Source organism: Anaerostipes hadrus ATCC 29173 = JCM 17467, from assembly GCF_030296915.1.
Taxonomy (GTDB): domain Bacteria; phylum Bacillota; class Clostridia; order Lachnospirales; family Lachnospiraceae; genus Anaerostipes; species Anaerostipes hadrus.
Map to the genome: position 1 here is coordinate 1584348 of NZ_AP028031.1, position 26499 is coordinate 1610846.

Genomic DNA, 26499 nt, shown 5'->3' on the forward strand with positions numbered 1-26499 from the left:
TTATCCTTCCTGGTTATCTTCAAATCTTACTTTCATGGAATTAGCATGTGCTGTCAGCTGTTCCTGCTTCGCAAAGAATTCGATGTCTTTGTGTACTGGCTCTAAGGCTTCTCTTGAATAGTAGATGACACTTGATTTCTTGATGAAATCATCAACACTTAATGGAGAGAAGAATTTTGCTGTTCCATTTGTTGGAAGTACGTGGTTTGGTCCTGCAAAATAATCTCCTAAAGGTTCACAGCTGTATGCTCCGATAAAGATCGCTCCTGCATTCTTGATCCTTGTCATAACATCAAATGGATTTGCTGTCATGATCTCCATATGTTCAGACGCAATAGCGTTTGCCGTATCAATTGCTTCTTTCATATCGCTTGCAACAAGAATATATCCGAAGGAATCTAAAGATTTCTCCATGATCTCTTTTCTTGATAACTGATTTAAGAATCCGTCAATCTCATCAGATACTTTATGTGCTAATTCTTCGCTTGTTGTAACAAGGATCGCACTTGCCATCTCATCATGTTCTGCCTGGGAAAGTAAGTCTGCTGCCACATATCTTGGATTCGCTGTTTCATCAGCTAACACTAAGATCTCACTTGGTCCTGCAATGGAATCGATACTTACGTTTCCATAAACTGCTTTCTTGGCAAGAGCCACAAAAATGTTACCAGGTCCTACGATCTTGTCTACTTTTGGAATAGACTCTGTTCCAAATGCCATCGCTGCAATTGCCTGTGCTCCACCGACTTTATATACTTTTGTTGCTCCAGCTTCTTTCGCTGCAACTAATGTATTTGCTGTAACTTTTCCGTCTTTTCCAGGAGGTGTTGTCATGATGATATTTTTCACTCCTGCAACGTGTGCTGGAACAATGTTCATTAAAACAGAAGATGGATAAACTGCTTTTCCACCTGGTACATAGACACCACAAGTTTCCATTGGTGTTACTTTCTGTCCAAGCATTACTCCGTCTTCTCTTGTCTCAAACCAGCTCTTCTGAATCTGTTTTTCATGGAAATCACGAATATTCTTGATCGCTTTGCGGATAACTTTGATCAATTCATCGTCCACTTCTTCGTAAGCTTCCTTAATTTCTTCTTCTGTAACTAAAATATTGTCTGCGTTGATCTCCGCTTTATCAAACTGTGCTGTATAATCAAAGACAGCTTTATCTCCATTATCTCTGACATTTTTGATGATCGCATCGACTTTATCCTGAAAATCCCCATAGTTTGTAGGACTTCTCTTTAATAAATCTGATAAAATATTTGCAATGGAATCTTTGTTAACTTTTACTATTCTCATGTTTCTCTCCTCCGGCCTATTCTTTTTCATCCAAGATCTTCTTTAGTGCAACGATGATCTTGCTGATTCGTTCTTGTTCCATTTTCTGGCTTACCTGATTCACTACCATTCTTGCTGATAATGGGCAAACTTCTTCTAAGACTTCCAATCCATTTTCTTTTAAGGTTGTTCCTGTCTCAACGATATCAACGATCACCTCTGATAATCCAACAATCGGTGCAAGTTCAACAGATCCGTTTAACTTAACGATTTCTACTGTCTGTAATTTCTGATTATTGAAATATTCTTTAGCGATATGTGGGTATTTGGATGCCACACGGATGATCTCATTACTGTTTAAATATTTCTTCGCTTCTTTGGGTCCGCACACACACATCTTGCAAGCTCCAAATTTCAAGTCTAATACTTCGTATAGATTTCTTCCTTCTTCAAGGATCGTATCTTTTCCAACAACACCGATATCAGCTGCTCCATATTCCACGTAAGTTGGCACGTCACTTGCTTTGGATAAGAAAAATTTTAATTTTAATTCTTCGTTTACGAAGATTAATTTTCTTGTTTTCTCGTCTTTCATTTCCTCGCATGTGATTCCGATCTCTTCTAATAAAGCCATCGCTTTCTTTGCAAGGCGCCCTTTCGCCAGGGCAAATGTAATATATCTCATGGTCTTTTGTTTCCCTTCTTTTGCTCGATTTGTTGATTAGATGAAATAAAGGATTCCACCGAGGCGATGCTCTTTAGCAAATCTTTCATAGTCTGCTTTGCTGCACAGATCATTCTTTCTCTCTAAGATGACTTTCTTTCCTTCTTTTCTTAATTCTTCTGCTCGAAGGATCGCATCTTTCATTGTTGCTTCTTTATAAATGATCATTGTATCCATATGATCTGCTTCCATATGAATTCCCTGACGGCTTAATGCCATCATCAGCTCATCTAATACGATCGCAAATCCAACTGATGGGGCTTTCTTTCCGAACTGTTCGATCAGATTATCATATCGTCCACCTTTTAGAACTGCATCTCCTGTTCCATAAGTATAACCTTTGAAAATGATTCCTGTGTAATAATTATGCTTATTTAACATTCCAAGATCAAAACTTACATACTGCTCTTTACCGTATAATTTTAAGATATCATATACATCGCGAAGTCTTTTGATTGCTTTCTTAGACTGTTCATTCTCAACCATTGCTTCTGCCTGATCTAAGATCGCTACATCTCCATTCAGTTCGTTAAAATGTAAAAATACATCTTTAATCTTATCAGACAGATCTAATGTCTCTACATATTCCATTAATCCAAAATAATTCTTATTTAAGATCAGCTCTCGAAGCTGTGTTTTGACTTCTTCATCTTTGATCGTCTGTGTCAATCCGTTGAAGAATTCAACTTCTCCGATAGAAAGTCTGAAATCAGTCAATCCAGCTGCCAGAAAACAATCAATTGCCATTGCAATAGATTCTGTATCTGCCTGTACAGATGCATCATTGACTAATTCTGCACCTAACTGGCATGTTTCTTTTAACTTCAACTGATAGCTTGAGTTATTTAAAAATACATTTCCTGCATAAGATAAACGGATTCCCATATTCTCTTCATTAAAATACTTTGCGATACAGCGTGCAATGGATGGTGTGACATCCGGACGAAGAACTAAGGTATTTCCTTCTCTATCGAAGAATTTAAACATCTCCCTTGCGGATACGGTTCCTTTTTCACTGTTAAATACATCAAAGAATTCAAATCCTGGAGTTCTGATCCCTTCATATCCGTAAGATGCAAAGACTTTGTTTAATTTTGCCTTCAGCTTACTTCGCTGTCCATATTCTGTTCCATATACATCTCTGACACCTTCTGGTGTGTGGACTCTCTTTTTATTCATATTTTTGCCGCTCCTTGATACTTTATCGAATTAAAGTGCTACTTAGGTAGCACATCAAATTATCTGTATTTTACCAATCCTTAACTTATTTGTCAACCTCGTTCACTCTAATTCATCTTTTGATATGTTACATGAAATTCCTACAACTGAGAAACAACTTCTTCGATCACCTGATCCATGATCTCTACCGGATCATATACAAGGTCCACACTGCAATATTCACAAATATCCTCTAATGCTCCAAAAATCCATGGATTTCTTGCTTTGATCGTCTTCATTCTTCCATTCTGCTGCACAAAACTGATAAAGAATCCTAATGTTCTGCTGATCTCATCATCACCCTCTTCTAAAATATCCATTGTGATCACACCGCCATCGGTATTATCATATGCCATAAATAAAAGTGGATTCTTTGGACGCTCCCCTTCTTCTTCCCCTTCTACCATAACTGGAAGATAAGTAAAATCTAAAATCACTTCAAGATCGATTTGTTTTTGATTCTTTAATTCATCTTTTAATTCCTGATCTTCTAACATCACTGACGGAAATTCTTTTTCAGCTTCTGGTATCTCTTTTACAAACATTTCCCAAGTATCATTTTCAGTATTATAACGGCGAACGATTCCTTCTGCCTGTTCGATTTCTGGGTTTAATTCTCCCTGTCTGACTGCTTCCACTGCCATATACAGGTTCTCATAAGTTTCTATAAGAAGTGCAACTTCATCTTCATCTAACTGATATGGTTTGTAACCTTTCTTATAAGAAACAAAGTAAATCCAGTCACTGATCGTCTTAAAACGAATATCTAATTCATCGATAACTTTTCTTTGTTCATCTGGCACATTCATCATGCTTCCCCAGAAGCATGTAAGACTTGTATGTTCATCCATCAGATACTGTGCTGGAAGATCCCCTTCTTCACTTCCAAGGATCATATAGAAATCTCCTAAGCCTTCAACTCCATCAAAGACTGCAATTCCTCTTTCTCCGCTGAATTTTCCCATCACACTGCAAAATACAGGTTCTTCTCTGTCTTTTAGCTGAATGGTTACAAGTTGTGTGTCACCAAGGTAATTCCAAGGCTCTAATTTGTCTAGTTTTAATGTAATGTCGTATAACTGCTTCCATGCATTCTTTGACGCTTCTTTTCTCAATGACTTGTCCTCCATAGATTATTTTATTGTACACTTAATATTCATTATAATAAGAAATGATTTTAATTACAACAAAATCCCGACTATCTTTCTATGATTTGTGAATTTGATCGTTTTTTCTTTATACTTTTTCGAATTTCTGATATAATTGTTTGACGGATTTATCTTATTATTTTAAATTAGATAACTGATTTTATTACCAGGAGGTATTTATCATGGCATTCGACGGATTTGTCATTTCAAATATTATATCAGAACTTAATAAACAGATCATTGGTGGCAGAATCTATAAGATTTATCAGCCAGAGGCCGACGAGATCACGCTTGTGATCAAAAAAGAGAGATTGACAACAAGACTTCATCTCTCAGCCAGTGCTTCTCTTCCTCTTGTCTATTTATCGAAAGAAGGAAAAGCAAACCCTATGCAGGCTCCAAATTTCTGCATGCTGCTTCGTAAACATATCAGCAGTGGAAGGATCATTTCGATCACACAGCCTGACTTTGAGCGTATTATCGAAATTAAGATTGAGCATCTGGATGAGCTTGGAGATGTCTGTCAGAAACGTCTGATCGTTGAGATCATGGGAAAACACAGTAATATCATTTTTGTAAACAGTGATGATGTGATCTTAGATAGTATCAAGCACATCTCTGCAAATATCAGTTCTGTCAGAGAGGTTTTACCTGGACGTACTTACACATTTCCACCGTCTAAAGGGAAACATCCTTTAGCAAGTCTGACTACAGAGGATTTTTATCAGCATATCATCACCAAACCACTGAATCTTTGTAAAGCACTTTATACTTCCATCACAGGTATGAGTCCTTTGATCGCAAATGAACTTTGTTATCGTGCAGGGCTAGATGGGAATGCATCTACTGATTCTTTGACCGATGATAGTGCTGCTGGATTATATGGCCAGCTTGTAAAATTAAATGCTCTTGTAGAAGATGAGGCATATCAGCCAAATATCATTTATTCTGGGGAAGAACCTAAGGAATTTTCTTGTATTCCTTTAACTTCTTATCCTGACTGTACAGAGAAAACATATGATTCTATTTTTGACGTGCTGATCGGGTATTATTCTGAGAAGGAAAAATATACAAGAATGAAGCAGAAATCTTCTGACCTTCGTAAGATCGTGCAGACTGCTCTTGAGAGGACGAGCAAGAAATATGATCTGCAGCTTCGTCAGTTAAAGGATACCGAGAAACGTGAGAAATTCAAAGTTTATGGAGAACTTACACAGACATATGGATATGGACTAGAGCCAAATGCAAAATCTTTAACTTGCATGAATTATTACACAAACGAAGAGATTACGATCCCTCTTGATCCAACAAAGACTCCTTTGGAGAATTCCAAAAAGTTTTTTGCAAAATATAATAAGCTAAAACGTACTTATGAAGCTCTTTCTGAGCTTGTCGTGGAGACAAAAGCTGATCTTGATCATCTCGATTCGATCTCTACTGCTCTTTCTTTATCCGAAGATGAGAAAGACCTGCAGCTGATCAAAGATGAACTTTCTGATTATGGTTATATTAAGAGCCACGGAAAGAAAAAGGGAAAGAAACAGGCAAAATCCAAACCATTACATTTTGTCTCTTCTGATGGTTTCCATATGTATGTTGGAAAAAATAACTATCAGAATGATGAATTAAGTTTTAAGTTTGCAAATGGCGGGGACTGGTGGTTCCATGCAAAGAATATGGCTGGGTCCCATGTTATTGTACGAAAGGAACAAGCGGAGACTCTTCCAGATGCTACCTTTGAAGAAGCTGGCCGCCTTGCAGCTTATTATTCCAAGGGGCGTCAGGCACCGAAGGTTGAGATTGATTATGTTCAGAGAAAAGAACTAAGAAAGCCACCAAAGGCAAAACCTGGATTTGTCATTTATCATACAAACTATTCTATGATGTGTGTTCCGAATATTGATGGAATTGAAATTGTTGAATAAATTAAAAACACTTTGCAGGCCTTATAAATCCTACATTTTTTATATCAATTTTTTTAAATTTATACATAATAGAAACCAAACAATCGTCGATTAATATCCTCTTCTGGATTCATAACGTATTCGATTGCTCTTTTTAAGTGTCTCGCTGGATTTCCTGCTGTTTCTTTCATATACATTAATTTTGATATTGCCATCTCGTTATCTCCAAATAAAAAGAAGGATCCTTATACATTTTCTAATGTGGAATCCTTCTTTCTTGATTTTATACATTTCTAGCTTATGACAAAATTTGTCCCATTTTATCCTAATTCATCTGACTTTCCACAATATCTATCACATTCGCAATCTCACTACAGCTTTCCACCAACATAAAATCCTCTGAGAGATCAATCGTCAACTGACTATTTCTTTTATATCTCTTTGCGTTTTCTGTAATCTTGCAAATCCTTGATTGTTATAAATTTCATTTGAAAATGCTCTGCTAATTTTGCTAATTCTTCTGTTCTCATCATTGTGCCATCTTCTCTCATAATCTCACAGCACAATCCACACGCTTTTAAACCTGCTAATCTACATAAATCTACCGTTGCCTCCGTATGTCCATTTCTTTCTAAAACTCCATTTTTCTTTGCTTTTAATGGAAACATATGTCCCGGTCTTCGAAAATCTTCTGGTTTTGCATTTTCATCCACACATGCAATAGCTGTAATTGAACGCTCTACTGCTGAAATTCCTGTCGTTGTTGTAATATGATCGATTGATACAGTAAATGCTGTTTCGTGATTATCTGTATTATTTTCCACCATTTGCGGAAGTTTTAATTTTTCTACATACTCCTCCGACATTGGCATACAGATTAATCCTTTTCCATGCGTTGCCATGAAATTTATATTTTCTGTTGTAGCAAATTGTGCTGCACAAATAAAGTCTCCTTCATTTTCTCGATTTTCATCATCCGTTACCAAAATAATCTTTCCTCTTTTTAAATCTTCTAATGCACCTTCAATTGTATGAAATGTCACCATTTTATATCCTCCTGCCATAATTCTAAAATTTTTCTTGATCATATTTGTTTATTAGTTTTATCTTATCACCCCATTAAAAATGCCTTGATCTAAATGATTGATCAAGGCAGAGTAAAAAATATCTGAATTTATTTATATAAATCAATTGCTCTGGAACAAAAATATTCTAGAGCAATTGACCATAGTCGTAAAAACATTTCCATTTTTCCATATTTTGTTCTCTTCTTTCATCCAGACTATACTGTCGGCTTCGGAATTTCACCGAATCATACCTTACGGCTCGTGGGCTTTACCACCGGTAGGGATTTTCACCCTGCCCTGAAGATTTATTCTATTTATATATTAATTATAATAATTTTGATTTTTGTTGTCAAGATTTAAGCTATGCAGCTACTGTCCATATCAAAAAGAATTCTACGAAACTTTGGATCATATCAATGGACTGAGACAGTTAGAATGATAAAATATTGCTTGCACCTTGATAGTTTTAAATCGTCTTTTTTAATTCACAGGATAATTATGTTTTCCATATAATTACATCTCCTTTTTGAGAATCATAATCCACTGATGATCGCTTTCCAATCCTTTTCTGAGACTGATTTTCGATTTGCTATATTCTATGTTTCTCTGTCTTATCAATCTGAATGATCTTTCCATCCTGAACAATGATCGTTATATTGCCATATTTCATATTTTTTAATAACTCTTCAATTTTTTCTTTCCATTGGTGTTGTTCTTGTGATCTTTTTATTTTATGTTCCATATGCCCACCTTATTTCCTATTAATCCTGTATGTTTTATCTGTTTTTACTCGATTATACCTATTTTTCATATTTCTGTCAATATTTCAGTCACATAAACCATCATAAAGTCTTCTCAAATCTTCATCTGTAACTTCCACTGGATTATTTTTTAAATTGGCATGATGACTTAATCGTATCAATTCTTCTTTCTTTTCTTCATTGATATGAAGATCGGTTAAATTTGTTCTTAAATGAAGATCTCTTTTTAATCTCTGTACGGCATCTGCAAATTGTTCATAATCATAAAATCCTAATTGACTGGTCAATTCTCTTGTCCTAAAATCTTTGGTTCCATTTAATCGGATAAAGAAATCTAATGTCAAACCACAAGCCTCTCCGTGTGGAATATGGTATAAATTTGTCAATGGAAAAGAACATGCGTGGGAAGCAGTTGTTTTTGGCTGACCAAATGCAAGTCCTGCGATCAGAGATGCTGCTGCCATTTTCTCTCTTGCTGCCTGATTGTTTGGATCTTTGTATACCGTTCTTATATTTGTAAGAACTAGTTTTGCTGCATAGACAGCCAATACGTCACAAATTGGTTGGTGCAAGCGGCTCCAGTATCCTTCTACTGCATGAGATAACACATCAATTCCTGCACTTGCCGTAAGATCTGCTGGCATGCTCCATGTAAGTGTTGGATCTACGATCGCATATTGTGGATAAAAACTTTCCGATGCAATTGGTGCTTTGATTCCTTGGTTTCTATTTGTTAATACAGAAACATTGGTTACTTCACTTCCAGTTCCTGCCGTTGTTGGAATTGCGATCAATGGCAAATGTTTTTTTGGAACTTTCTCTCCTGTATTGTGATATTTTCGGATTGATGTTTCTTTTTCTATTAAAACAGAAGCCGCCTTCGCTCCATCGATCACACTTCCTCCACCAAGTGCTACGATAAAATCTATTTTTTCTTTTCTTAAATGTTCTCCCAGTCTATTCACTTCTTCTACATCTGGATTTGGTGAAAATCCTGCAAAGATATCTGCCAGATGATTTTTCTTATCATCCAGTAACTGCCCTGCAAATCCATTTTTAATAAAATGTGTGGTTGTCACCAGAATTCCTTTTTTATATTGTTCTTTTTGAATGATTGTTGATAATTCCTGTATTTTATGATCTCCAAATATAATCTTGACTGGCTGTTCATAATACCACTTCATATACAAATCCTCCTATCTGTCATACTGGGCATGGATCAGTTTTAATAAACGTTCTCTTGTATGATAAAATTTTTCACTGAACTGAATATCACTGATTCCTTCTTCTACGATCTTTCTTGAGAAATTCACCTGAATATCATCGACAATTTCTCCTGGATGTCGACTTAACACTAAAACCCTGCTTCCTAACAGCAATGCTTCTTCTACATCATGTGTAATAAAAAAGATCGTTTTTCCACTCTGCCACCAGATCTTGCGGATCAATTCCTGCATATTTTCTCTTGTAAATGCATCCAATGCACCGAATGGTTCATCCATTAACAGAATTTCTGGTTTGTTGATCAAAGCTCTTGCAATCGAAACTCTCTGTTTCATTCCTCCTGATAATTCATAAATCTTTTTTTCACCAAACTCTGTCAGTCCAACCTTTTGCAAATATTCTTCTACTTTTGGTTCATATTCTTCTTTTGCTATTTTTCTCATCTTCGGACCGAAAGCGATATTTTGTCTGACTGAAAACCATTCATATAACGGCGGATTCTGAAATACTACTCCCCTACTCCAATCTGTTCCTTTAATCTGCTTTCCTTCTAATTTTGCACTTCCTTTTGTTGGTTTGATAAATCCTGCAAGAATTTTTAATAAGGTAGATTTTCCACAACCACTTGGACCTAATACAGTAATAAACTCTCCTCGATGAATGCTAAAATTGATATGAGACAAAGCATTTACACATCCCTTTGCTGTCTGATAATCCAAATCAAGCTCTTCTACCTCGATCAGTGGATTGTCTGTCTCATATAGTTTGTCTTTCCATGTATTCTTTGTCTCACTCATTGTCTCATCTCCTATTTTTCTAATGCTTCTTTCAGATATTTCGTTTGTACATGGTCTTTATATTCCTTTAAAGTCGGGCTTTTCTTAATACTTCCCTGTTCTTTTAAGAAATCTGCTGTATTTTTCAATACATTTGCTATATTTTCACCTAAATATTCTTTACTTAACTGTTTCTTTCCATCAATCCATTCAAAACCATTTCTCTGGAATTTGGCATCACTTTCACTGATATTAAGAATCTCTGAAATATCCTTGATTGACTGTTCTTTATTTTTCTGATCCAAATCATTTGCCTGATTCAGTGCCTTAATATAGCGTACTACCAGATTCTTGTTTGATTTTGCAAAATCACGCCTTGCAACAACTAAATCTGCTGTAATAATTCCTTGTTTTGCAAGTTTGTCACTTCCTGTTAAGATTTTTCCGTCTTTTACTAGATTATTAAGCACTGGATACCATACATAAGCTGCATCAATATCTCCTCGTTTCCATGCCGCATGAATATCATTTGGTTCAAGATCTAATAATTTTACATCACTTTCTTTGAGTCCTGCCTGTTTTAAGGCATTTAATAAACTATAGTGTGAAGTGGATGCAAATGGCACCGCGATCTTTTTACCTTTTAGCTGGCTTACAGAATTTACATTGGCATTGTTTTTTACAACGAGTGATTCTGCAGAACCGATGATGTCTCCAATATAGATCACGTCATAGTTAAGTCCATTTCCAATTCCTAATGCTGTTGGATTGCTTCCAAGTTCTGATACGTCGATACTTCCTGCTGCCAATGCTGTATTGACATCTTTTCCAGAATCAAATTTCACGATCTTTACTTTGACCCCTAACTGTTTTTCATAATATTTTTCTTTTCTAGCAACCAAGTCTGGATTTACAAGATCCATGGTTCCAATTTTAATCTCTTTTACTTTTTTATTTTCTTTTGTTTGATCTGCTTTTGATGCTCTGCATGCAGTTGCACTGATCAGCAGGATCACTGCGATCAATAATACGATAATTTCTCTAATACTTAATTTTCTCTCTTTCATAATTTCATTCCTCCTAATTCTTTCCTTTCCAATGAACCATATAATGTTCCACTAATTTCAAAATCTGGTCTAACACGATTCCTGTAATTCCCATTAAGATAATTCCAAAAAACATAATATCGCTTCTTAGATAATTACTGGCATCTAACACCATCCATCCAATTCCGCTGACAGCCGCGACCATTTCTGCTGCTACCAATGTCGTATATTCAACACCAAGTGATGTTCGAAGTCCTGTAAAAATATCCGGAAGTACTGCTGGAAAGATCACGTAAATAAAAATCTGTCGTGCATTGGCTCCTAATGTCTGTGCTCCTAATACATAATCTTTTTTTACTTTGTTAACTCCAGCTGCACACGCAATATAAATTGGTGCAAATCCTGCCAAGAATAACAGCATGATCTTTGACCCGTCTCCAATTCCCATCCACAGTACTAATAATGTGTAATATGCCAGTGGTGGGAGTGGACGGTAAAATTCAATGACTGGCTCTAATAATGCCCGGATCTTTGAATTGTATCCACTTAAAAGTCCCAGTGGAATTGCTGTGATCATTGCCAGAACATATGCCTTAATTAATCTCCCCATACTGGCTGCCAAATGCTGTATCAAGGTTGAACCTTTATATCCGTTTTTTAATATATCAAGAAAACTGTCCCACACACTGATTGGGGATGGCACCAGTGTTTCTGAAACAAGTCCCATAGATGTGGTATAAAACCATAGGAACAAAATGACAAGTACAACGGATAAGCTGATCAGATGTTCTGTTTTTGTGCTATTTTTTGTATGTTCCATCTGTTTCTCCTTATAAATATGTCTCATCTACAATATCAAGCACCTCATCAAAGATCTTCATTGCTTCCCTTAACTGTTCTTCTGTAATGATCAGTGGTGGTGCAATGTTGATATTGTTTTCTCTTCCAAAAGTTGCAAAACCTCGTTCTTTCAATAAGCCGATAATCTTTCCCATCGTTCCTGACTGGTCTGCATATGGAACCAATGGTTCTTTAGTTTCTTTATCTTTAACAAATTCTACGGCTGCAAATAAGCCAATATAACGGACATCTCCTACACATTTGTGTTTTTGTTTGATTTCTTCTAACAGCTCTCCAAGTACTTTCCCAACTTTCTGTGTATTTTCTAATAGTCCCGCTTTCTTATAATAATTTACACAAGCAACTCCTGCTGCACATGCAAGGGAATGACCACTGTAAGTTAACCCATACTGAAATACCTTGTCTTCATAAAATTTTGCAATCTCTTTTGAGATCATGATCCCGCCAAGCTGTACATAACCACTTGTCACACCTTTTGCAAATGTAATGATATCTGGTTTTACATTCCAATGTTCAAACGCAAACATCTTTCCAGTTCTTCCAAACCCTGCCATAACTTCATCACAGATCATTAAAATACCATTTTCATCACAGATCTTTCGGATTCCTTGAAGATAACCATCTGGCGGTATGATCACACCATTCGCCCCTGTAATGGATTCTACAAAAATCGCTGCGATGTTTTCTGCACCTTCATATGCAATCTGTTCTTTGATCTTATTGATATAATAAGCGGAAGCTTCATGATCATTTTTGAATGGAATATCGCTTCGATATACATATGGATCTTGAAACTTTACAAATCCTGTCGCTGCTGGATGCTCTAACGCAAATCTTCTTGGATCTCCAGACAGATTCCCCGATCCTAATGTTGATCCGTGGTAACTTCTGTATCTGGAAAAGATTTTACTCCTTCCTGTATAAGTTCTTGCCATATTGATTGCTGCTTCATTTGCATCAGAACCTCCACAAGTAAAAAATACTTTGGCAATATTATCTGGTGCAAGTTCGACTAACATTTTTGCTAATTCTGATCTTGGTGCACTGGCATATGCTGGTGCAATATATGGCAATGTTTTTACCTGATCATTGACTGCCTGTATGACATCTTCATTTCCATATCCGATATTAACGCAGGACAACTGACTCGACATATCGTAATATTTCTTTCCATTAAAATCATAAAAGAAGATTCCTTCCGCCTTTTCAATTGGAATGGGTTCTGTATTTCCTTTCAACCATGGATGCTGATTATATTTTTTATCATATGTTATTGTTTGTTCCCTGTTTAACTTTGACATTCTTTCTTCCTCCATTTTTCATTTTGTTTCTGGATATATGTTTTGATTTCTTCTGATAATAAAACATCTCCCATCGGATAAGTTCTTCCAAGCATTTCATACTTTCCTTTTCCGAATCGGTGATATGGGAGCATTTCATAAGAAACATTTTTTCCTTTTGCTACAAAACGCTGAATTTCTTCTAATTCCTCAACTGTATCATTAAATCCTGGAATCACTGGTGTTCTCGCTGTAATCTTTGTGGTTTTCGCATCTTGTACAAGCTGTTTAAAGTTGTCCAAGATTATTTGATTGCTCTTCCCTGTGTAGCGTTTATGTTTTTCATCATTCATGGATTTGATATCAAAAAAGATGACATCCAGATAATTTATGGCCTCTTTTAATACTTCATAGGAAGCATATCCACAAGTCTCAATTGCTGTATGAAGCCGGTGTTTTTTCGCTTCTTTTAACAGTCTGATCAGCCAGTCTCCATGAGAAAGAGGTTCCCCACCGCTGACGGTAAGTCCTCCTTCTCCATGATGATAAAACAACTCCTGTCTTAGTACATGATCTATGATCTCTGAAATTTCCATTGGTTTTCCCTGCTGTTTCATTGCCATTGCCGGGCATACTTTGGTACAGGAAAGGCAATCTGTACATAAACTTCTCTCAATCTTTGCTTTCCCTTCCTCATCAAAAAAGATTGCTTTTTGATGACAGGATTGTTTGCAAAATCCACATTCTTTTTCTCCGATGCAATTCTTTCTTCTATAAGACATCTCGATGTTATATTCCTGTGATTCGGGATTACAGCACCAACGACATCGCATCGGGCATCCCTTTAAAAAGACGATCGTTCGGATCCCAGGGCCATCATTCAGGGAATAATTCTGAATATTAAATACCAATGGATCGACCATTATGACACCTCCTCATGCTCTGTTCTGGCAATGATATCATCCTGCAGATCTTTTGATAATTCAGTGAAATAAGCACTGTATCCTGCAATTCTTACCAGAAGATTTTTATATAATTGTGGCTGTTTTTGTGCCTGTCTTAATGTTTCTGTATTTAATACATTAAACTGCAAGTGCCATAATCTCAGATCGTGCCATGCTTTGATAAACTGAACAAGTTTTTCAGTTCCATTTTCACCTTCTACGCAAGATGGACTTAATTTGATGTTTAATAATCTTGCTGCATGGTCTTCGTAATCAAAGTTTTTTGTTTTATAATTTGATAATAATACTGCTGTTGGTCCGTTAAGATCTGCCCCTTGTGATGCACTGGAGCCATCGGATAATGGTGTATAAGAAAATCTTCCATTTGGCGTTGCACCTATGACTTTTCCAAACGGTACGTGGGATGTAAATGGTACTAATCGCAGATCCATATGAACCCCTAATTCTTTGCCATATTTATGTGTAAATTTCTGTGCTTCCAAATCTAATAACTGTCCGATTTCATCGGTATAGCTGTCATCATTTCCATAAGATGGTGCATGAAGTAATAACTGTCTGATTGCTTCATATCCTTTGAAATCGTTGTTCACTGCTTCTAACAACTCTTTCTTTGTCAGACGTTTTTCCTCAAAGATCAGCTTTTTGATCGCTGATAAGGAATCTACGACAGTTGCATATCCGATAAATTCAAAATATCCAAGATCGATCCCTCCAGGAATAGATGGCTGATGCAGATCCTTGTAACTTTCTCTGCAAAGTTTATGAAGTGATGATCCAAGCGGTGTAGCAAAATGTTCTCCTCGAAGTCTGATAATCTCATGTTGCTGAATAAATGCATGTCGGATCAAATTTTTCTGTTGTTTTAAGTAAGCCTCCAACACTTCATCGAAACTTTCAAAATCTTCAAAATTTCCTGTTTCTAATCCTACGATCTCATCTCCATATTTTTTCATTTTCCCATTGTATAACACCATTTCAAGTGCTGCTGCAAAATTAATGTATGCGTTTGGACTTGTGTAGGTATCTCTGTTTGGCATACGGCATTCTGCACAACCAGAAACACTGTAATCATAAGCTTCTTTTAAACTTGCACCTTTGGATAATAAGATCGGTACTACTTCGTCATCATTAATAAGCTTTGGAAATCCAGTTCCATCTTTGATCGTTTCTGCTACTTCATAGAGATATCTCTTCGGGCTTCCCATATGGATCCTTGCCGCAAGGTCGGGATAATTTAGCGGAAATTCTCGTTTGGACTTTAATAAGATATAAGTTAATTCATTCGTTGCATCGTATCCCTTCTTTGTCGTTCCGCCGATTGTCACAGCTTCCCAGTGAGCATATCCTTCATTGAAAGATCCACCTGCCTCTGATAAGTACAGATCAACAAATTCGGACATTGCTACCCACATGCATTCAAATAATTCCTGTACTTGTTCATCCGTGATCCTTCCTTCTTTGATGTCTTTTTGGTAAAATGGATACAGATATTGATCCATTCGGCCATTGGATATGATCGTTCCTGTCTTTTGCTCAATTCTTGAAAACATCTGTGTAAACCATTGGGATTGCAATGCTTCATAAAAAGTTCTTGCCGGATATCTTGGAACTCTTTCGCAGATTTCTGCTATGATCTTAAGCTCTTTTTTCCTATCCGCATCCCTTTGTTTTGCTGATAATTCTTTTGCAAGTTTTGCATGTCGTTCTGCCCATAAGATAATCGCATCACTTGTTATGATCTGTGCTTCTAGGAATGGTCGTTTCTCTGTCTGATCCACCGGACTATCTGAATCTAATTGCTGTAATCTTTCTAAGGCTTCTTCTTTAATTCCCTCAAATCCTTTCTCGAGAACAATTTCGTAATCATGTACCCATTGCAGTGATGATCGAAAAGATGCTGTTTCATTGACAATATATCTTGAAGTCAACTCTTTATCTCCATTATAAGTAAGTTTTTTTGTTTCCCTCGGAAGTGCTTTTGCAAGATCCTCATGAAACGTCTTCCCTTTCCAGTAAGGTGTGATCTGCTCTGTAATGATCTTCGCATCTTCCGGAGTAATATCAAATGGTGATACATCTCTGCTTGGTAATGTTTTGATTGCTTCATCTAAGGTATCTCCATCGAGTTCTGGATAAAGAATCCCATATCTTCCTGGTTTTCCACTTCTTCCTACGATTAATTGATTTTCATCAATATAGATGCTTGCATTTTCGGCATAATATTTTAATGCCTTTGCCCATCGTAAGATCAATGGCTGTCCTTCCGTTTTCTGAAAAGATTTTGTAAAATATAACCCTCTTTCTATATCAATCTGAGGTTTACTTTCTCTTACTTTCTTTAAAATTTCTGTAGCTCTGTTTTCATGCACATTCGCTATTTTCTTATGATTGATCTCATTTTGAATTCTGATTTCCTGTGGTGATCTGCTCTGGCTCATTTTTCTTCCTCCTTCACTTTTGTATAAAAAAAGAGGTTATGATCAAAAGTGCAGTCTCTTCTGCTTCCTTGATCATAACCTCTGGTTTTCCAGTCAGTTATTTTATTTCCTACTTTTCATAGTTTATTAATATGATTTATATTTTCTATGTGTTGTATTATGCCACTATCCTTTTTAATTGTCAACAGATTTTCTATAAAAGACTTATTGGTTTTCTTTATATCCTGTTATAAAATGATGTAAGTGCCAAAAGAGGCGACCGAAATATTTTCGGCCGCCTCAGACTGTAGACAAACTAGGTGCTGGGATCATCCCAGCACCATTTTTTCCTTTAAAGTTAAATTGTATCCAAAAATTTCTTAGAAATCTTCGCTTTTGTCCATTTAGCAATCCGTTCTTACCAAGAAATCTTGCCAGTTTTTTTAGATTCATACATGCAAAAGTAAGCCCGGCTTTCATTTCCATCCGTGCTTTTCCTATGTATTGTGTATATCGAAATCCATGGTGTTCTTTTGCTGTTCCAAAGATTCTTTCTATCGTTTCCTTTCGTTTCTGATAGATTGCTTTATTCCCTCTTACATGTCGGATATCTTCTGCTTTTTCTATATATTTTTCCCAAACATGACGTGTTATCACTTTTACATGATTCTTGCTTTCTGTACATTTGGATATCTGTGGACATTTTTCACATTGATATCCACAGCTTTTATATTCTCTGTATCCATCCCTGTTTGTTGTACTGTATCTTAGAATCTGATTTTCTGGACAGATGTAACAATCATAGTATTCATCATAAACATATTCATATTTCTTAAAAAATCCCTCTTTTGTCATAGGACGTTTATATGGAAACAATGGTTCAATCCTATCTTTCAGAAGTTGTCTGGCAATCGCTGGTGTCTTGTATCCTGCATCTGCCACGATCATTTCTGGTTCAAAACTTTTCACCTTTTCATAGATTGTTTGAAATGTTCGGCTGTCATGTTCATTTCCAGGATGAACACTATATCCAAGGACCCATCCGTGTTCATCACATGCCGTTTCTACTGCATATGCAAAAACATGTTTATGTTCTCCTTTGCGAAACCATCCGCTTTCTGGATCTGTAATACTGCTCTTTTTGGTTTTTATATCGTCTGGTATCTGTTCAAGCTCATTATGTTGATCATTTCCAAATGTGGGAGGTGTTGGCGGATTCTTCTTATTTTTATCTTTTAGAGTTTTTTTCCCATGTGCCTGTCGGTCTTCATTGATCTCTTTTTGTAATTCATCTTCATACCAGAGTGCCTGTTCATGAGCAACTCTTTTTCGCATTTTTTTACTGTTGGCACATGCTTTTACATGAGTTGCATCAACAAAGATCTCGTCCGTATTGATCAACTTATACTTCATACATTCTTCCAGAATCTTTGAAAATATCTGTTCAAAAAGATCCGTGTCTTTAAATCGGCGGGAATAGTTCTTTCCAAACGTTGAAAAATGCGGTACAGGATCCAGCATATCCAGACCAAGAAACCAACGGTAGGCAACATTTACTTCAATCTCTCGGATCGTCTGACGCATACTTTTGATTCCATAAAGATATTGAATAAATGGAATTTTAATGAGCATAACAGGATCCATACTTGGACGACCATTGTTTTGACAATATTTATCTTCTACAAGATCGTAAATAAAGTTCCAGTTGATTGCTTTATCAATCAATCTTAGCATATGATCCTGCGGAACCATGGAATCCATTGAGAACATCATCATCTGTTCTCGTTTCTTGTCTGCATTTTTCGTCATCATAAAAAACACCGCCTTTCTGATAATTCTATTATACCAGAAAAACAGTGCTCATAGTAAAAGTCCCGGCAAATACCGGGACTTTGTCTACAGTCTGAGGCGACCGAAATATTTTCGGCCGCCTCTTTTCATATGATTATATGAGTTAAGAAAAAAGGTTGTTGATTTGATTTTTGGTTGATTTTTTATTGATATTGTTTCGACTACATTGCTTCGTAGATTGCTACGACATCATCTAAAATCTTTTCATCTGTGATTCCAGATACTTCTTTTAATGCTGCTTTTACTCCGTTTGCTTTGATCTTATCCTGTAATTCTACGCTCTGTGGATCTTCAGCATTATCATATTTTAATGCTGCTGCCATTCCTGCTAATAATGCATCCACTGGAAGACCATATTCTAATGCTGTCATCGTTGGTTTTGTTAAACGATCTGTTGCACTTAATTTTCTTAATGGTTCTCTACCTACACGAGCTGTATCATCTACAAGGTATGGGTTTTTGAAACGATTTAAGATCTTGTCGATGTATTTAAAGTGAGCATCTTTGTCAAATCCATATTTGTTGACTAATGCCATACCACTCTGCTGCATTGCTTTTTTAACAGTTTTAAAGATTTCTTCATCAGCAATACTTTCATCGATCGTTTTGAATCCTTTGTAGTTTCCAAGATATGCTGTGATGCAGTGTCCTGTGTTTAATGTAAATAATTTTCTTTCAATATATGCCATTAAGTTATCTGCAAGATTCATTCCTTCGATCTGTGGAACAGCTCCCTTAAAGGATGCTTCTTCGACATTCCATTCATAGTAGTTTTCTACAACGACGTCGATTGGATTATCTAAACGTACTGGAGGCACGATTCTGTCTACAGAGCAGTCTGGGAATCCTACATATTTGTCTGCATATGCTTTTTCTTCGTCATTTAAGTTTCCATAAACAGCTTCTTTTAACTGAGAACTTGCTTTGACTGCATTTTCGCAAGCAATGATGTTTAAGTATTCTTCAGAACCATTTTCTTTTCTTGCTTTGATTCCTTCTGCGATAGATGGAGCGATGATCGGAAGAATTCTTACTCCAACGGCTGTTGTGATAATCTCAGCCTCTTTTACTTCATCGATCAGTTCAGGTTTTGTTGAATTTACTCCGCTGATATCTGTGATCACGATCTCGCTGCTTTCTACGTCTTTTACAAAAATTGTATATTTCTTATCTTCGTTGATCTTATCAATGATTTTCTGATTTACGTCTGCGAATACTACATGATATCCTGCTTTGCTTAACAGTCCACCGATAAATCCACGTCCAATATTTCCTGCTCCAAACTGAATTGCTTTCTTCATTTTCTTCACTCCTAAAATTAAAATATAAATTTATAAGTATATATCTTAGGTATTTAATAAGCGAGAAGAATTTCCCGCTTATTAAATTGACCTTTTTTTGTTTAAATCTTATTTAAACATTTCCATGATTTCGTCAACGTTTTTTGTTGTTTTTAACTGTTCTAATCTTTCAGGATCTTCGATGATTTCAGAGATCTTAGCTAATAATCCAAGATGTTCATCACCGATTCCAGCAATACCGAAGACTAACTGAGCTTTTTCTCCATCAAAGTCTACACCTTCTGGATACTGAAGCATTACGATACCAGTTTTCTGTACTTTCTTCTTGGCATCTCCTGTTCCGTGAGGAATTGCTACACCTAATCCCATGTATGTTGTAACTGTTTCTTCACGTTTTACCATAGCGTCAATATAACCTTCTTCAACATATCCAAGTTCATTTAACAGTTTTCCTGCTGCTTTGATCGCTTCGAATTTGTCGACTGGTTTTAATCCTGTTTTGATTCCTTCTTCTACAAGAATCTTTGTATTTCCTGTAGCTACTGGTGTCTCAACTTCTTCAACAGCTGCAGCTGTCTGTGCTGATGCATCAACTTTTGCTGTCATCTGCTCATATAATCCATCTAAGTTTGGATCCTGTAAGAAGTTATTGATGATAACTAACTGTGCCTGTGGTGCAGATTTTCTGGCTCTGTCTGCTAAGACTGCCTGAACAACTGCGATATCACAATCCGCTGGGATGTTATCTACTGATGTATTGATCACTGTAAGATCTGGGCGCTGTGCTTTCACACGATTTCTGAATTTTGTAGCTCCCATTGCAGATGATCCCATTCCTGCGTCACATGCAAATACGATCTTCTTAACTTTATCTGCGTCTTTCTTCTCTCCTGGGTCAACTGTGATTCCTTTAGATTCTGCTTTCTTTGCTGCCATATCGTCCTGTGCATCTTCAAGACTCTTACCATCTGACATACGAATGATAGGTGATGCGATCAAGAATGATACTACAGTTGCGATCAGTACACCTAAGATCGTTAATGGAATCTGGCTCTTTGGTGACATTGATAAATAAGCGATGATTGATCCTGGTGAAGATGGTCCAATAAGTCCGCATTTTGTAAATGTGAAGAATGTGATCGCACAAATGTTACCAACGATCGGAGCGATGATCACGATTGGGTTCATCAGGATATATGGGAAGTAAATCTCATGAATACCACCGAAGAAATGAATGATGATCGCACCTGGTGCAGATGATTTTGTTACTTTGTCTTTAGAGAATACTGCATATGCTAATAATACTCCAAGTCCTGGTCCTGGGTTTGCCTCTAACATATACATGATAGATTTACCAGCTTCTTTTGCCTGTTCAATACCAATTGGTGTAAAGATACCATGGTTGATCGCGTTATTTAAGAATAATACTTTGGCAGGTTCGATAAAGATTGCTGCTAAAGGTATTAATTTTACTTTTACAAGTACGTTAACTCCTGCTGTTAACACTGCTAATACGGCTGACATAAATGGTCCGATGATAAAGTATCCAATGATCGCTACGATCATTCCTAAAATACCAACAGAGAAGTTATTGATCAACATCTCAAATCCGGCTGGCATATGTCCGTCCATTGCTTTATCAAATTTCTTGATGACCCATCCTGCAAATGGTCCCATTACCATGGCTCCCATTAACATTGGCTGTCCATCAAATCCACCAACTCCGGCGATACAACCCATGACTGCGATCGCACCCATGACTCCTCCACGATCTCCACCGACCTGTTTACCACCTGTGTAGGCGATCAGCATTGGTAATAAGAATGTTAACATGTATGGCTGAATTGATGCTAACTTCGCATTTGGAATCCATCCATCTGCGATAAATAATGCTGTAATGAATCCCCATGCAATGAATGCTCCGATATTAGGCATTACCATTGCACTTAAAAATTTACCGAATTTTTGTAATCCATTTTTCATTTACAATATCCTCCTTTTGTTTTTATCTTCTCTTCATTTTATTTTCGTAATAGTTACCAAGGCTTGTTTCAAGTTCTGCCTCAACTGCATTTCTGTTTTTGTCAAATAAGTAAGTGATGATCTGGTCTTTCTCGGCTAATGCTCCGCTTATTTCACTCATAACTTCGCGATAAACCTTACTTCCATCTCCCTGTGGAACAAGCATCAAGATCGCACCCTTGATTGGCTTCCCATCTTCAATGATCTCATCATTTAAATAGACAAAACCAAATCTGCAATGTCTGATGCCTTTTGTTTCACAATGTAAAAATAATGCATTCATACTCGGAATAAATGTGCTTGCGATATTCTCGCGTTTGTTTAATGCAAAAGTAATCTCTGTTGCTGTCGTTTCATTTCGTGCAAATAATTCTCCTGCATATTCGATCAATTGTTTCTTATTCTTAATGTTTTCACCTGTTGATATTTTAATGTTATCTAATACCTGTAAGATCTCTTCTCCAAGAAGTGTCATATACTCGATGTCTTCTCTTCCAATCCTTTTGACTGGTTTTACAGTCTTTATGGGATTTTTTCTTTTCTTCTTGTCGATATTTTTGATCATGGCATTGATCATTTTCTTATCTGTCTCTGTTAAAATAGAGTTCACATAGACATTTGGAAATGTCAGATTTAATTTTGCTGTGGAAACGATAAAATCAATTCCTTCTTCGATCAGCTCCTCTTCTTTGATCTCTGCTGTCGAGATGATCTTTTGTACCATCAGCTGCGGAAATTCTTTTTTCAGATGAACGGCTAGCATATGGGATGTCCCAACTCCATGTGGGCAGGCAACATAAACAGATAACTTTTCTTCTTTATCTTTTTGCTGTTCAACCGCTACACAGAAGTATAATGCGATAAACCCCATCTCCCCTTCCGGGAGTTTTTTTATATGTAATTCTTCTTTTAAGAACTCACACGCTTTGATCGTTGCCACATAAACTTTGGAATATTTTTCTTCTAAAAAATCAATGTATTGATTTTCCGTAAATACACCTTGTTTCATTCGATTGATCGCTGGTTTCATATGATTACATAATCCATCGATCAACACTGCATTCTCAAAAAATTCCATTTCTAAAAGTATTTCCATCTCAGCAATGATCCGCATGACCAACTGCCTGACTTTAAAACTTTCTTCATCAATCTTATTCTCACTTTTGTTTTTCCAGATCTTCGCTGCCAAAAGCTGCATTGCTATGTTATATACTTCTCCTTGTGAGAGCTGATGTCCTTCAAAGTTGCTTAACTTGCCTCCCAGCCATTTTGCAATCTGATATTCTGGTAAATGAGTGATCGATCTGACGTCTTTCTCTTCTTTGATCTCATGTCCCATTCTTACCCTGTTTTGTGTGATCAATAAATACAAGCTTAAATGCCTAATGGAATGGTCAGTATATTCTATATCTAACACTCCCTGCATATTTTTAATGATATCTCTTGTATCATCTAACACTTCTTGCGTAAGATTCGGAAACATTCGTTCTTTGAGTTTTTTCTCTTCATCAAACAATACTTTTAAGGAATGTCCTCTTAACTTTTGTCTCAATACCATTGTCACTGCCTGACGGTAATCTTCCTCTTTTCCTTCCCAGTAAATTCCCATTCCCGGTCTTCGGTAAAGAGTCAGATTATAGTGATCAAGCCATGTTTCAACCTCTTCCAGGTCGTTGCTTAATGTTGCATCCGAAATATGAAAAAGGGATGTAAAGTAAAAATATTTGAGTGGTTCGTTGATCGTTAACAGTTCAAGTAATATGATCATCTGGCGATCTGCTTTACTGTATACTGGCTTGTTCTCATCCATATCTACGAGTTCTTTAATATAGTTTCTTGTTTCTGTATCTTCATCCACATACATCCCGATTCTTGGTTTCTTGACTAGTTTAAAGTCATTCTCCTCAAACCATTCGTTGATGCGAGGCATTTCTCTTAATACGGTTCTTGAACTTAATTTCAGTTTTTCTGATATTGCCTGTATTGTAATTGGATCGTCAGCATTAAAAGCTGCTAACATCTCAATGATAAGTTTCTGTCTTTTTGTTAATCCGGATTTCTTAGACACTCTGTATCATCCCCTTTCACGTATTATTATATATACAATGGGTGGTTTGGACAAGCGATTGATATGATGGTTTTGACGACATTCAATAGTGACATTTTGTTGTCAGTATTTATAGTTTGTCAGTATTATTTCATGACAAGTTTTGATTGTAATAGTGTTGCATGTATGAGTCAGAAAGAAGATAAGAAGAACTATTTATAAGAAAAAAGGATGACACTCCGCATTTTTGAAAGCGTTTTTTACAAATCGCTGATCCGCGCCTGTTCCTTCGATAACTCGCTTGCTGCGAGCCAAAATGCCCGCAGCTACGTTCAAACAATCGACCACAGGGCGCTGCGAATTTGTAAAAAACGCATTCAAAAAGTGCTCATGTTGTCATCCTTTTTTCTTATAAATAGTTCTTCTTATCTTCTTTCTGACTCATACAACGAAACGCTATTCAAATCACTACACATTGTGTATGTTAAATGGTATTGGCTGATAAGTTTTGGATTCGTTGACAGAAGGTCAATGAAATTTATAAACACCAATTTGTTGAAGTGTTTTGGAATATAATAAATATCTGTCTACCACTACAAAAATTGAAAACCAATAACGTCTAACATACACACCCTTCCGTTTGAAAATTCTTAACTTTATACGAGAATGTCTTCAGGTATTCATAAAAACATAAAAAAGATAGAGGTACGAAATGATAGAATTCCATAGGATTTTTTGCAAAATCGCAGCCAACACGGGCACTGTTTGAACGCAGTGAGTTGTGCAGGAGTGTTGGCGAATCAGCGTTTTGCAAAAAATCCGTCAATGGAATCCGTTTTTCGTACCTCTATCTTTTTTATGTTTTTATGAATACTCGATACATTTCCGTTATACAATTACAATTTAATTAGTAAATACTATCCCTAAACACAATCTTACGATATGCTTCAAACTGTAACCAACGGTTAAAGAATTCGCTTCCTGGTTTATATCCTTGTTCTTTTAATTCTGCAAACAGTTTGTCTGCTTTTTCTTTGGAATCAACCAGAATCTTAAATCCTCGTCCATTGATCAGTGGCAGGCCTTTGTATTCGTATTCTTCGATTGGAAGAATTGCTGATACTTTTCTGTCTCTGATCTGTACAGCTACTTTGTCTCTGAATACGATGACATCAAAGTAGTCTGGATACTGATAGCTTTCTCCTTCTACTGGAATTTCATCTCCGATCGTGTAGGATTTTCCAGATGGTTTGATCTTTGTGACTGTCATACTTTCCATGTTGTAGTAGAATTCTTCAAAGATGTCTCCATTGGCTTTTAATTTTCCATGTGCAAAGACGCATTTTAGGTCTGTTTCTTCGTCAACTTCGGAATTTTTGATCACTCCGCATGCAGATGTCATGTTTGTGATACGGTCGATCAATATCAGCTCTCCTAAGGCTTTATGATCATCAAATTCGTCTAAGACAATTTCTTCCTGCAAGATAACATCACATACTGCGATCTCATTCTTTCTTAAGTTGTTTGCTGGAATGTATTCTCCTGTGTTGACATCGATCTTGTACTGAATATTTGTTACGATTCCTGGAATTTCTTTTGTTCCGATCTTTACGAAATATTCTTTTCCTGGTAACAATTCTCCGTCATCCATCCAAAGAACTGTCGCTGTAAATGATTTGCTGACTGGAAGTTCTGTTTTATTGGCCAGTACGCATCCTCTGGATACATCAACTTCACGGTCTAACTGAATCGTTACTGGACGACCTTTTTCAGCTGTCTGTGCATCTTTATCACCAATTAATAAACTCTTAACCTTTGCATGTTCTTTGCTTGGTAATGTCACGATCTCATCTCCGACAGAAATCTGTCCGGATTCGATCTGTCCCTGGAATCCACGGAATGTGTGGTTTGGACGGCATACTCTCTGAACTGGCATGTAGAATCCTTCTTCTTCAGATTTCTCTCGTACATCCACCGTCTCTAGGTATTCTAGTAATGGTTCTCCTGTATACCATGGAATGTTATCTGATTTTGTTGTAACGTTATCTCCTTCTGTTGCAGATACTGGAATGATCTTTACATTTGCAAGTGATAATTCTTCTTGTAATTCTTTGATCTGTTCCTCGATCTTTCGGAATGTTTCCTGATCATATTTTACAAGGTCCATTTTATTGACTGCAAATACGAAGTGTCTGATTCCCATTAAGGCGCAGATTCTTGCGTGGCGTCTTGTCTGTACTAATACTCCTTGGGATGCATCGATTAAGATGACTGCTAAATCTGCAAAGGATGCTCCTACAGCCATGTTTCTTGTATATTCTTCATGTCCTGGTGTATCTGCTACGATAAAACTTCTTTTTTCTGTTGTAAAATAACGGTAGGCAACGTCGATCGTAATTCCCTGTTCTCTTTCTGCCATTAATCCGTCAAGTAATAAAGAATAGTCGATCTTTCCACCACGGCTTCCAACTTTACTGTCTAACTCTAATGCTTCTTCCTGGTCTGTATATAATAACTTTGAATCATATAAAATATGTCCGATCAGTGTAGATTTTCCATCATCTACACTACCGCAAGTAATAAATTTTAATAATCCTATCATC

The 26499-nt window shown here is 36.5% G+C and carries 19 protein-coding genes, 1 pseudogene and 1 riboswitch; of the genes and pseudogenes, 1 reads left to right on the forward strand and 19 read right to left on the reverse strand.

Annotated features, from left to right (window positions below):
- The 4 genes from hisD to QUE18_RS07765 all read right to left on the reverse strand — a co-directional run bounded on the left by hisD (position 1) and on the right by QUE18_RS07765 (position 4341).
- Positions 1–1305, reverse strand: coding sequence for a histidinol dehydrogenase (gene hisD, locus QUE18_RS07750; RefSeq protein ID WP_040344468.1), 1305 nt, complete (start codon positions 1303–1305; stop codon positions 1–3).
- 16 nt (positions 1306–1321) lie between these two features.
- Positions 1322–1969, reverse strand: coding sequence for an ATP phosphoribosyltransferase (gene hisG / locus QUE18_RS07755; RefSeq protein WP_008391334.1), 648 nt, complete (start codon positions 1967–1969; stop codon positions 1322–1324).
- Between the two features lie 36 nt (positions 1970–2005).
- On the reverse strand, positions 2006–3187 hold the full coding sequence (hisZ, locus tag QUE18_RS07760; RefSeq protein ID WP_009204300.1) for an ATP phosphoribosyltransferase regulatory subunit: 1182 nt from the start codon (positions 3185–3187) through the stop codon (positions 2006–2008).
- A 140-nt stretch (positions 3188–3327) separates the two neighbouring features.
- Positions 3328–4341 (reverse strand): DUF7309 domain-containing protein, encoded by a 1014-nt coding sequence (locus QUE18_RS07765; protein ID WP_009264307.1) that lies wholly within the window; start codon positions 4339–4341, stop codon positions 3328–3330.
- A gap of 215 nt (positions 4342–4556) precedes the next feature.
- Between QUE18_RS07765 and QUE18_RS07770 the strand changes: the two genes are divergently transcribed.
- Positions 4557–6299 carry an Rqc2 family fibronectin-binding protein gene (locus QUE18_RS07770; protein WP_055160536.1) on the forward strand — a complete coding sequence of 581 codons (1743 nt, stop codon included), beginning with the start codon at positions 4557–4559 and terminating at the stop codon, positions 6297–6299.
- A gap of 59 nt (positions 6300–6358) precedes the next feature.
- On the opposite strand, the gene QUE18_RS07775 is transcribed toward QUE18_RS07770, so the two are convergent.
- The 15 genes and pseudogenes from QUE18_RS07775 to QUE18_RS07845 all read right to left on the reverse strand — a co-directional run bounded on the left by QUE18_RS07775 (position 6359) and on the right by QUE18_RS07845 (position 26498).
- On the reverse strand, positions 6359–6493 hold the full coding sequence (locus QUE18_RS07775) for a hypothetical protein (RefSeq protein ID WP_009204303.1): 135 nt from the start codon (positions 6491–6493) through the stop codon (positions 6359–6361).
- 222 nt (positions 6494–6715) lie between these two features.
- Positions 6716–7324 (reverse strand): annotated as a pseudogene (gene ribB, locus QUE18_RS07780) (3,4-dihydroxy-2-butanone-4-phosphate synthase); the annotation flags it as partial.
- Between the two features lie 215 nt (positions 7325–7539).
- A riboswitch (FMN riboswitch) is annotated at positions 7540–7654 on the reverse strand.
- Between the two features lie 280 nt (positions 7655–7934).
- The gene (locus tag QUE18_RS07785; RefSeq protein ID WP_009203407.1) at positions 7935–8087 is read right to left on the reverse strand and encodes a YezD family protein; all 153 of its coding nucleotides are present in this window, start codon (positions 8085–8087) and stop codon (positions 7935–7937) included.
- Between the two features lie 84 nt (positions 8088–8171).
- Complete coding sequence (locus tag QUE18_RS07790) at positions 8172–9290, reverse strand: iron-containing alcohol dehydrogenase family protein (RefSeq protein ID WP_009203406.1); 1119 nt, start codon at positions 9288–9290, stop codon at positions 8172–8174.
- A 12-nt stretch (positions 9291–9302) separates the two neighbouring features.
- A complete protein-coding gene (locus tag QUE18_RS07795) occupies positions 9303–10127 on the reverse strand; it encodes an ABC transporter ATP-binding protein (RefSeq protein WP_009203405.1) in 825 nt (274 codons plus the stop codon).
- A gap of 11 nt (positions 10128–10138) precedes the next feature.
- Positions 10139–11173, reverse strand: coding sequence for a taurine ABC transporter substrate-binding protein (locus QUE18_RS07800; protein ID WP_009203404.1), 1035 nt, complete (start codon positions 11171–11173; stop codon positions 10139–10141).
- Between the two features lie 13 nt (positions 11174–11186).
- Positions 11187–11972, reverse strand: coding sequence for an ABC transporter permease (locus QUE18_RS07805; RefSeq protein WP_051040957.1), 786 nt, complete (start codon positions 11970–11972; stop codon positions 11187–11189).
- 10 nt (positions 11973–11982) lie between these two features.
- The gene (locus QUE18_RS07810; protein ID WP_040344188.1) at positions 11983–13314 is read right to left on the reverse strand and encodes an aminotransferase class III-fold pyridoxal phosphate-dependent enzyme; all 1332 of its coding nucleotides are present in this window, start codon (positions 13312–13314) and stop codon (positions 11983–11985) included.
- Positions 13302–14216 (reverse strand): glycyl-radical enzyme activating protein, encoded by a 915-nt coding sequence (locus QUE18_RS07815; protein WP_009203401.1) that lies wholly within the window; start codon positions 14214–14216, stop codon positions 13302–13304. The genes QUE18_RS07810 and QUE18_RS07815 overlap by 13 nt, the downstream gene beginning before the upstream one ends.
- Positions 14216–16696, reverse strand: coding sequence for a (2S)-3-sulfopropanediol dehydratase (gene hpsG / locus QUE18_RS07820; protein WP_009203400.1), 2481 nt, complete (start codon positions 16694–16696; stop codon positions 14216–14218). Before hpsG ends, QUE18_RS07815 begins: the two co-directional genes overlap by 1 nt.
- 279 nt (positions 16697–16975) lie before the next feature.
- A complete protein-coding gene (locus QUE18_RS07825) occupies positions 16976–18487 on the reverse strand; it encodes an IS1182-like element ISClsp3 family transposase (protein ID WP_416799413.1) in 1512 nt (503 codons plus the stop codon).
- 200 nt (positions 18488–18687) lie between these two features.
- Positions 18688–19827 carry a mannitol-1-phosphate 5-dehydrogenase gene (locus QUE18_RS07830; protein ID WP_009203657.1) on the reverse strand — a complete coding sequence of 380 codons (1140 nt, stop codon included), beginning with the start codon at positions 19825–19827 and terminating at the stop codon, positions 18688–18690.
- A gap of 108 nt (positions 19828–19935) precedes the next feature.
- Positions 19936–21810, reverse strand: a complete 1875-nt coding sequence (locus QUE18_RS07835) for a PTS mannitol transporter subunit IICBA (RefSeq protein ID WP_009203656.1) — start codon at positions 21808–21810, stop codon at positions 19936–19938.
- A gap of 22 nt (positions 21811–21832) precedes the next feature.
- Entirely contained in the window at positions 21833–23917 is a 2085-nt protein-coding gene (locus QUE18_RS07840; protein WP_009203655.1) for a BglG family transcription antiterminator, read from the reverse strand.
- A gap of 886 nt (positions 23918–24803) precedes the next feature.
- Complete coding sequence (locus tag QUE18_RS07845) at positions 24804–26498, reverse strand: sulfate adenylyltransferase subunit 1 (RefSeq protein WP_080786935.1); 1695 nt, start codon at positions 26496–26498, stop codon at positions 24804–24806.
- Position 26499 lies beyond the last annotated feature (1 nt).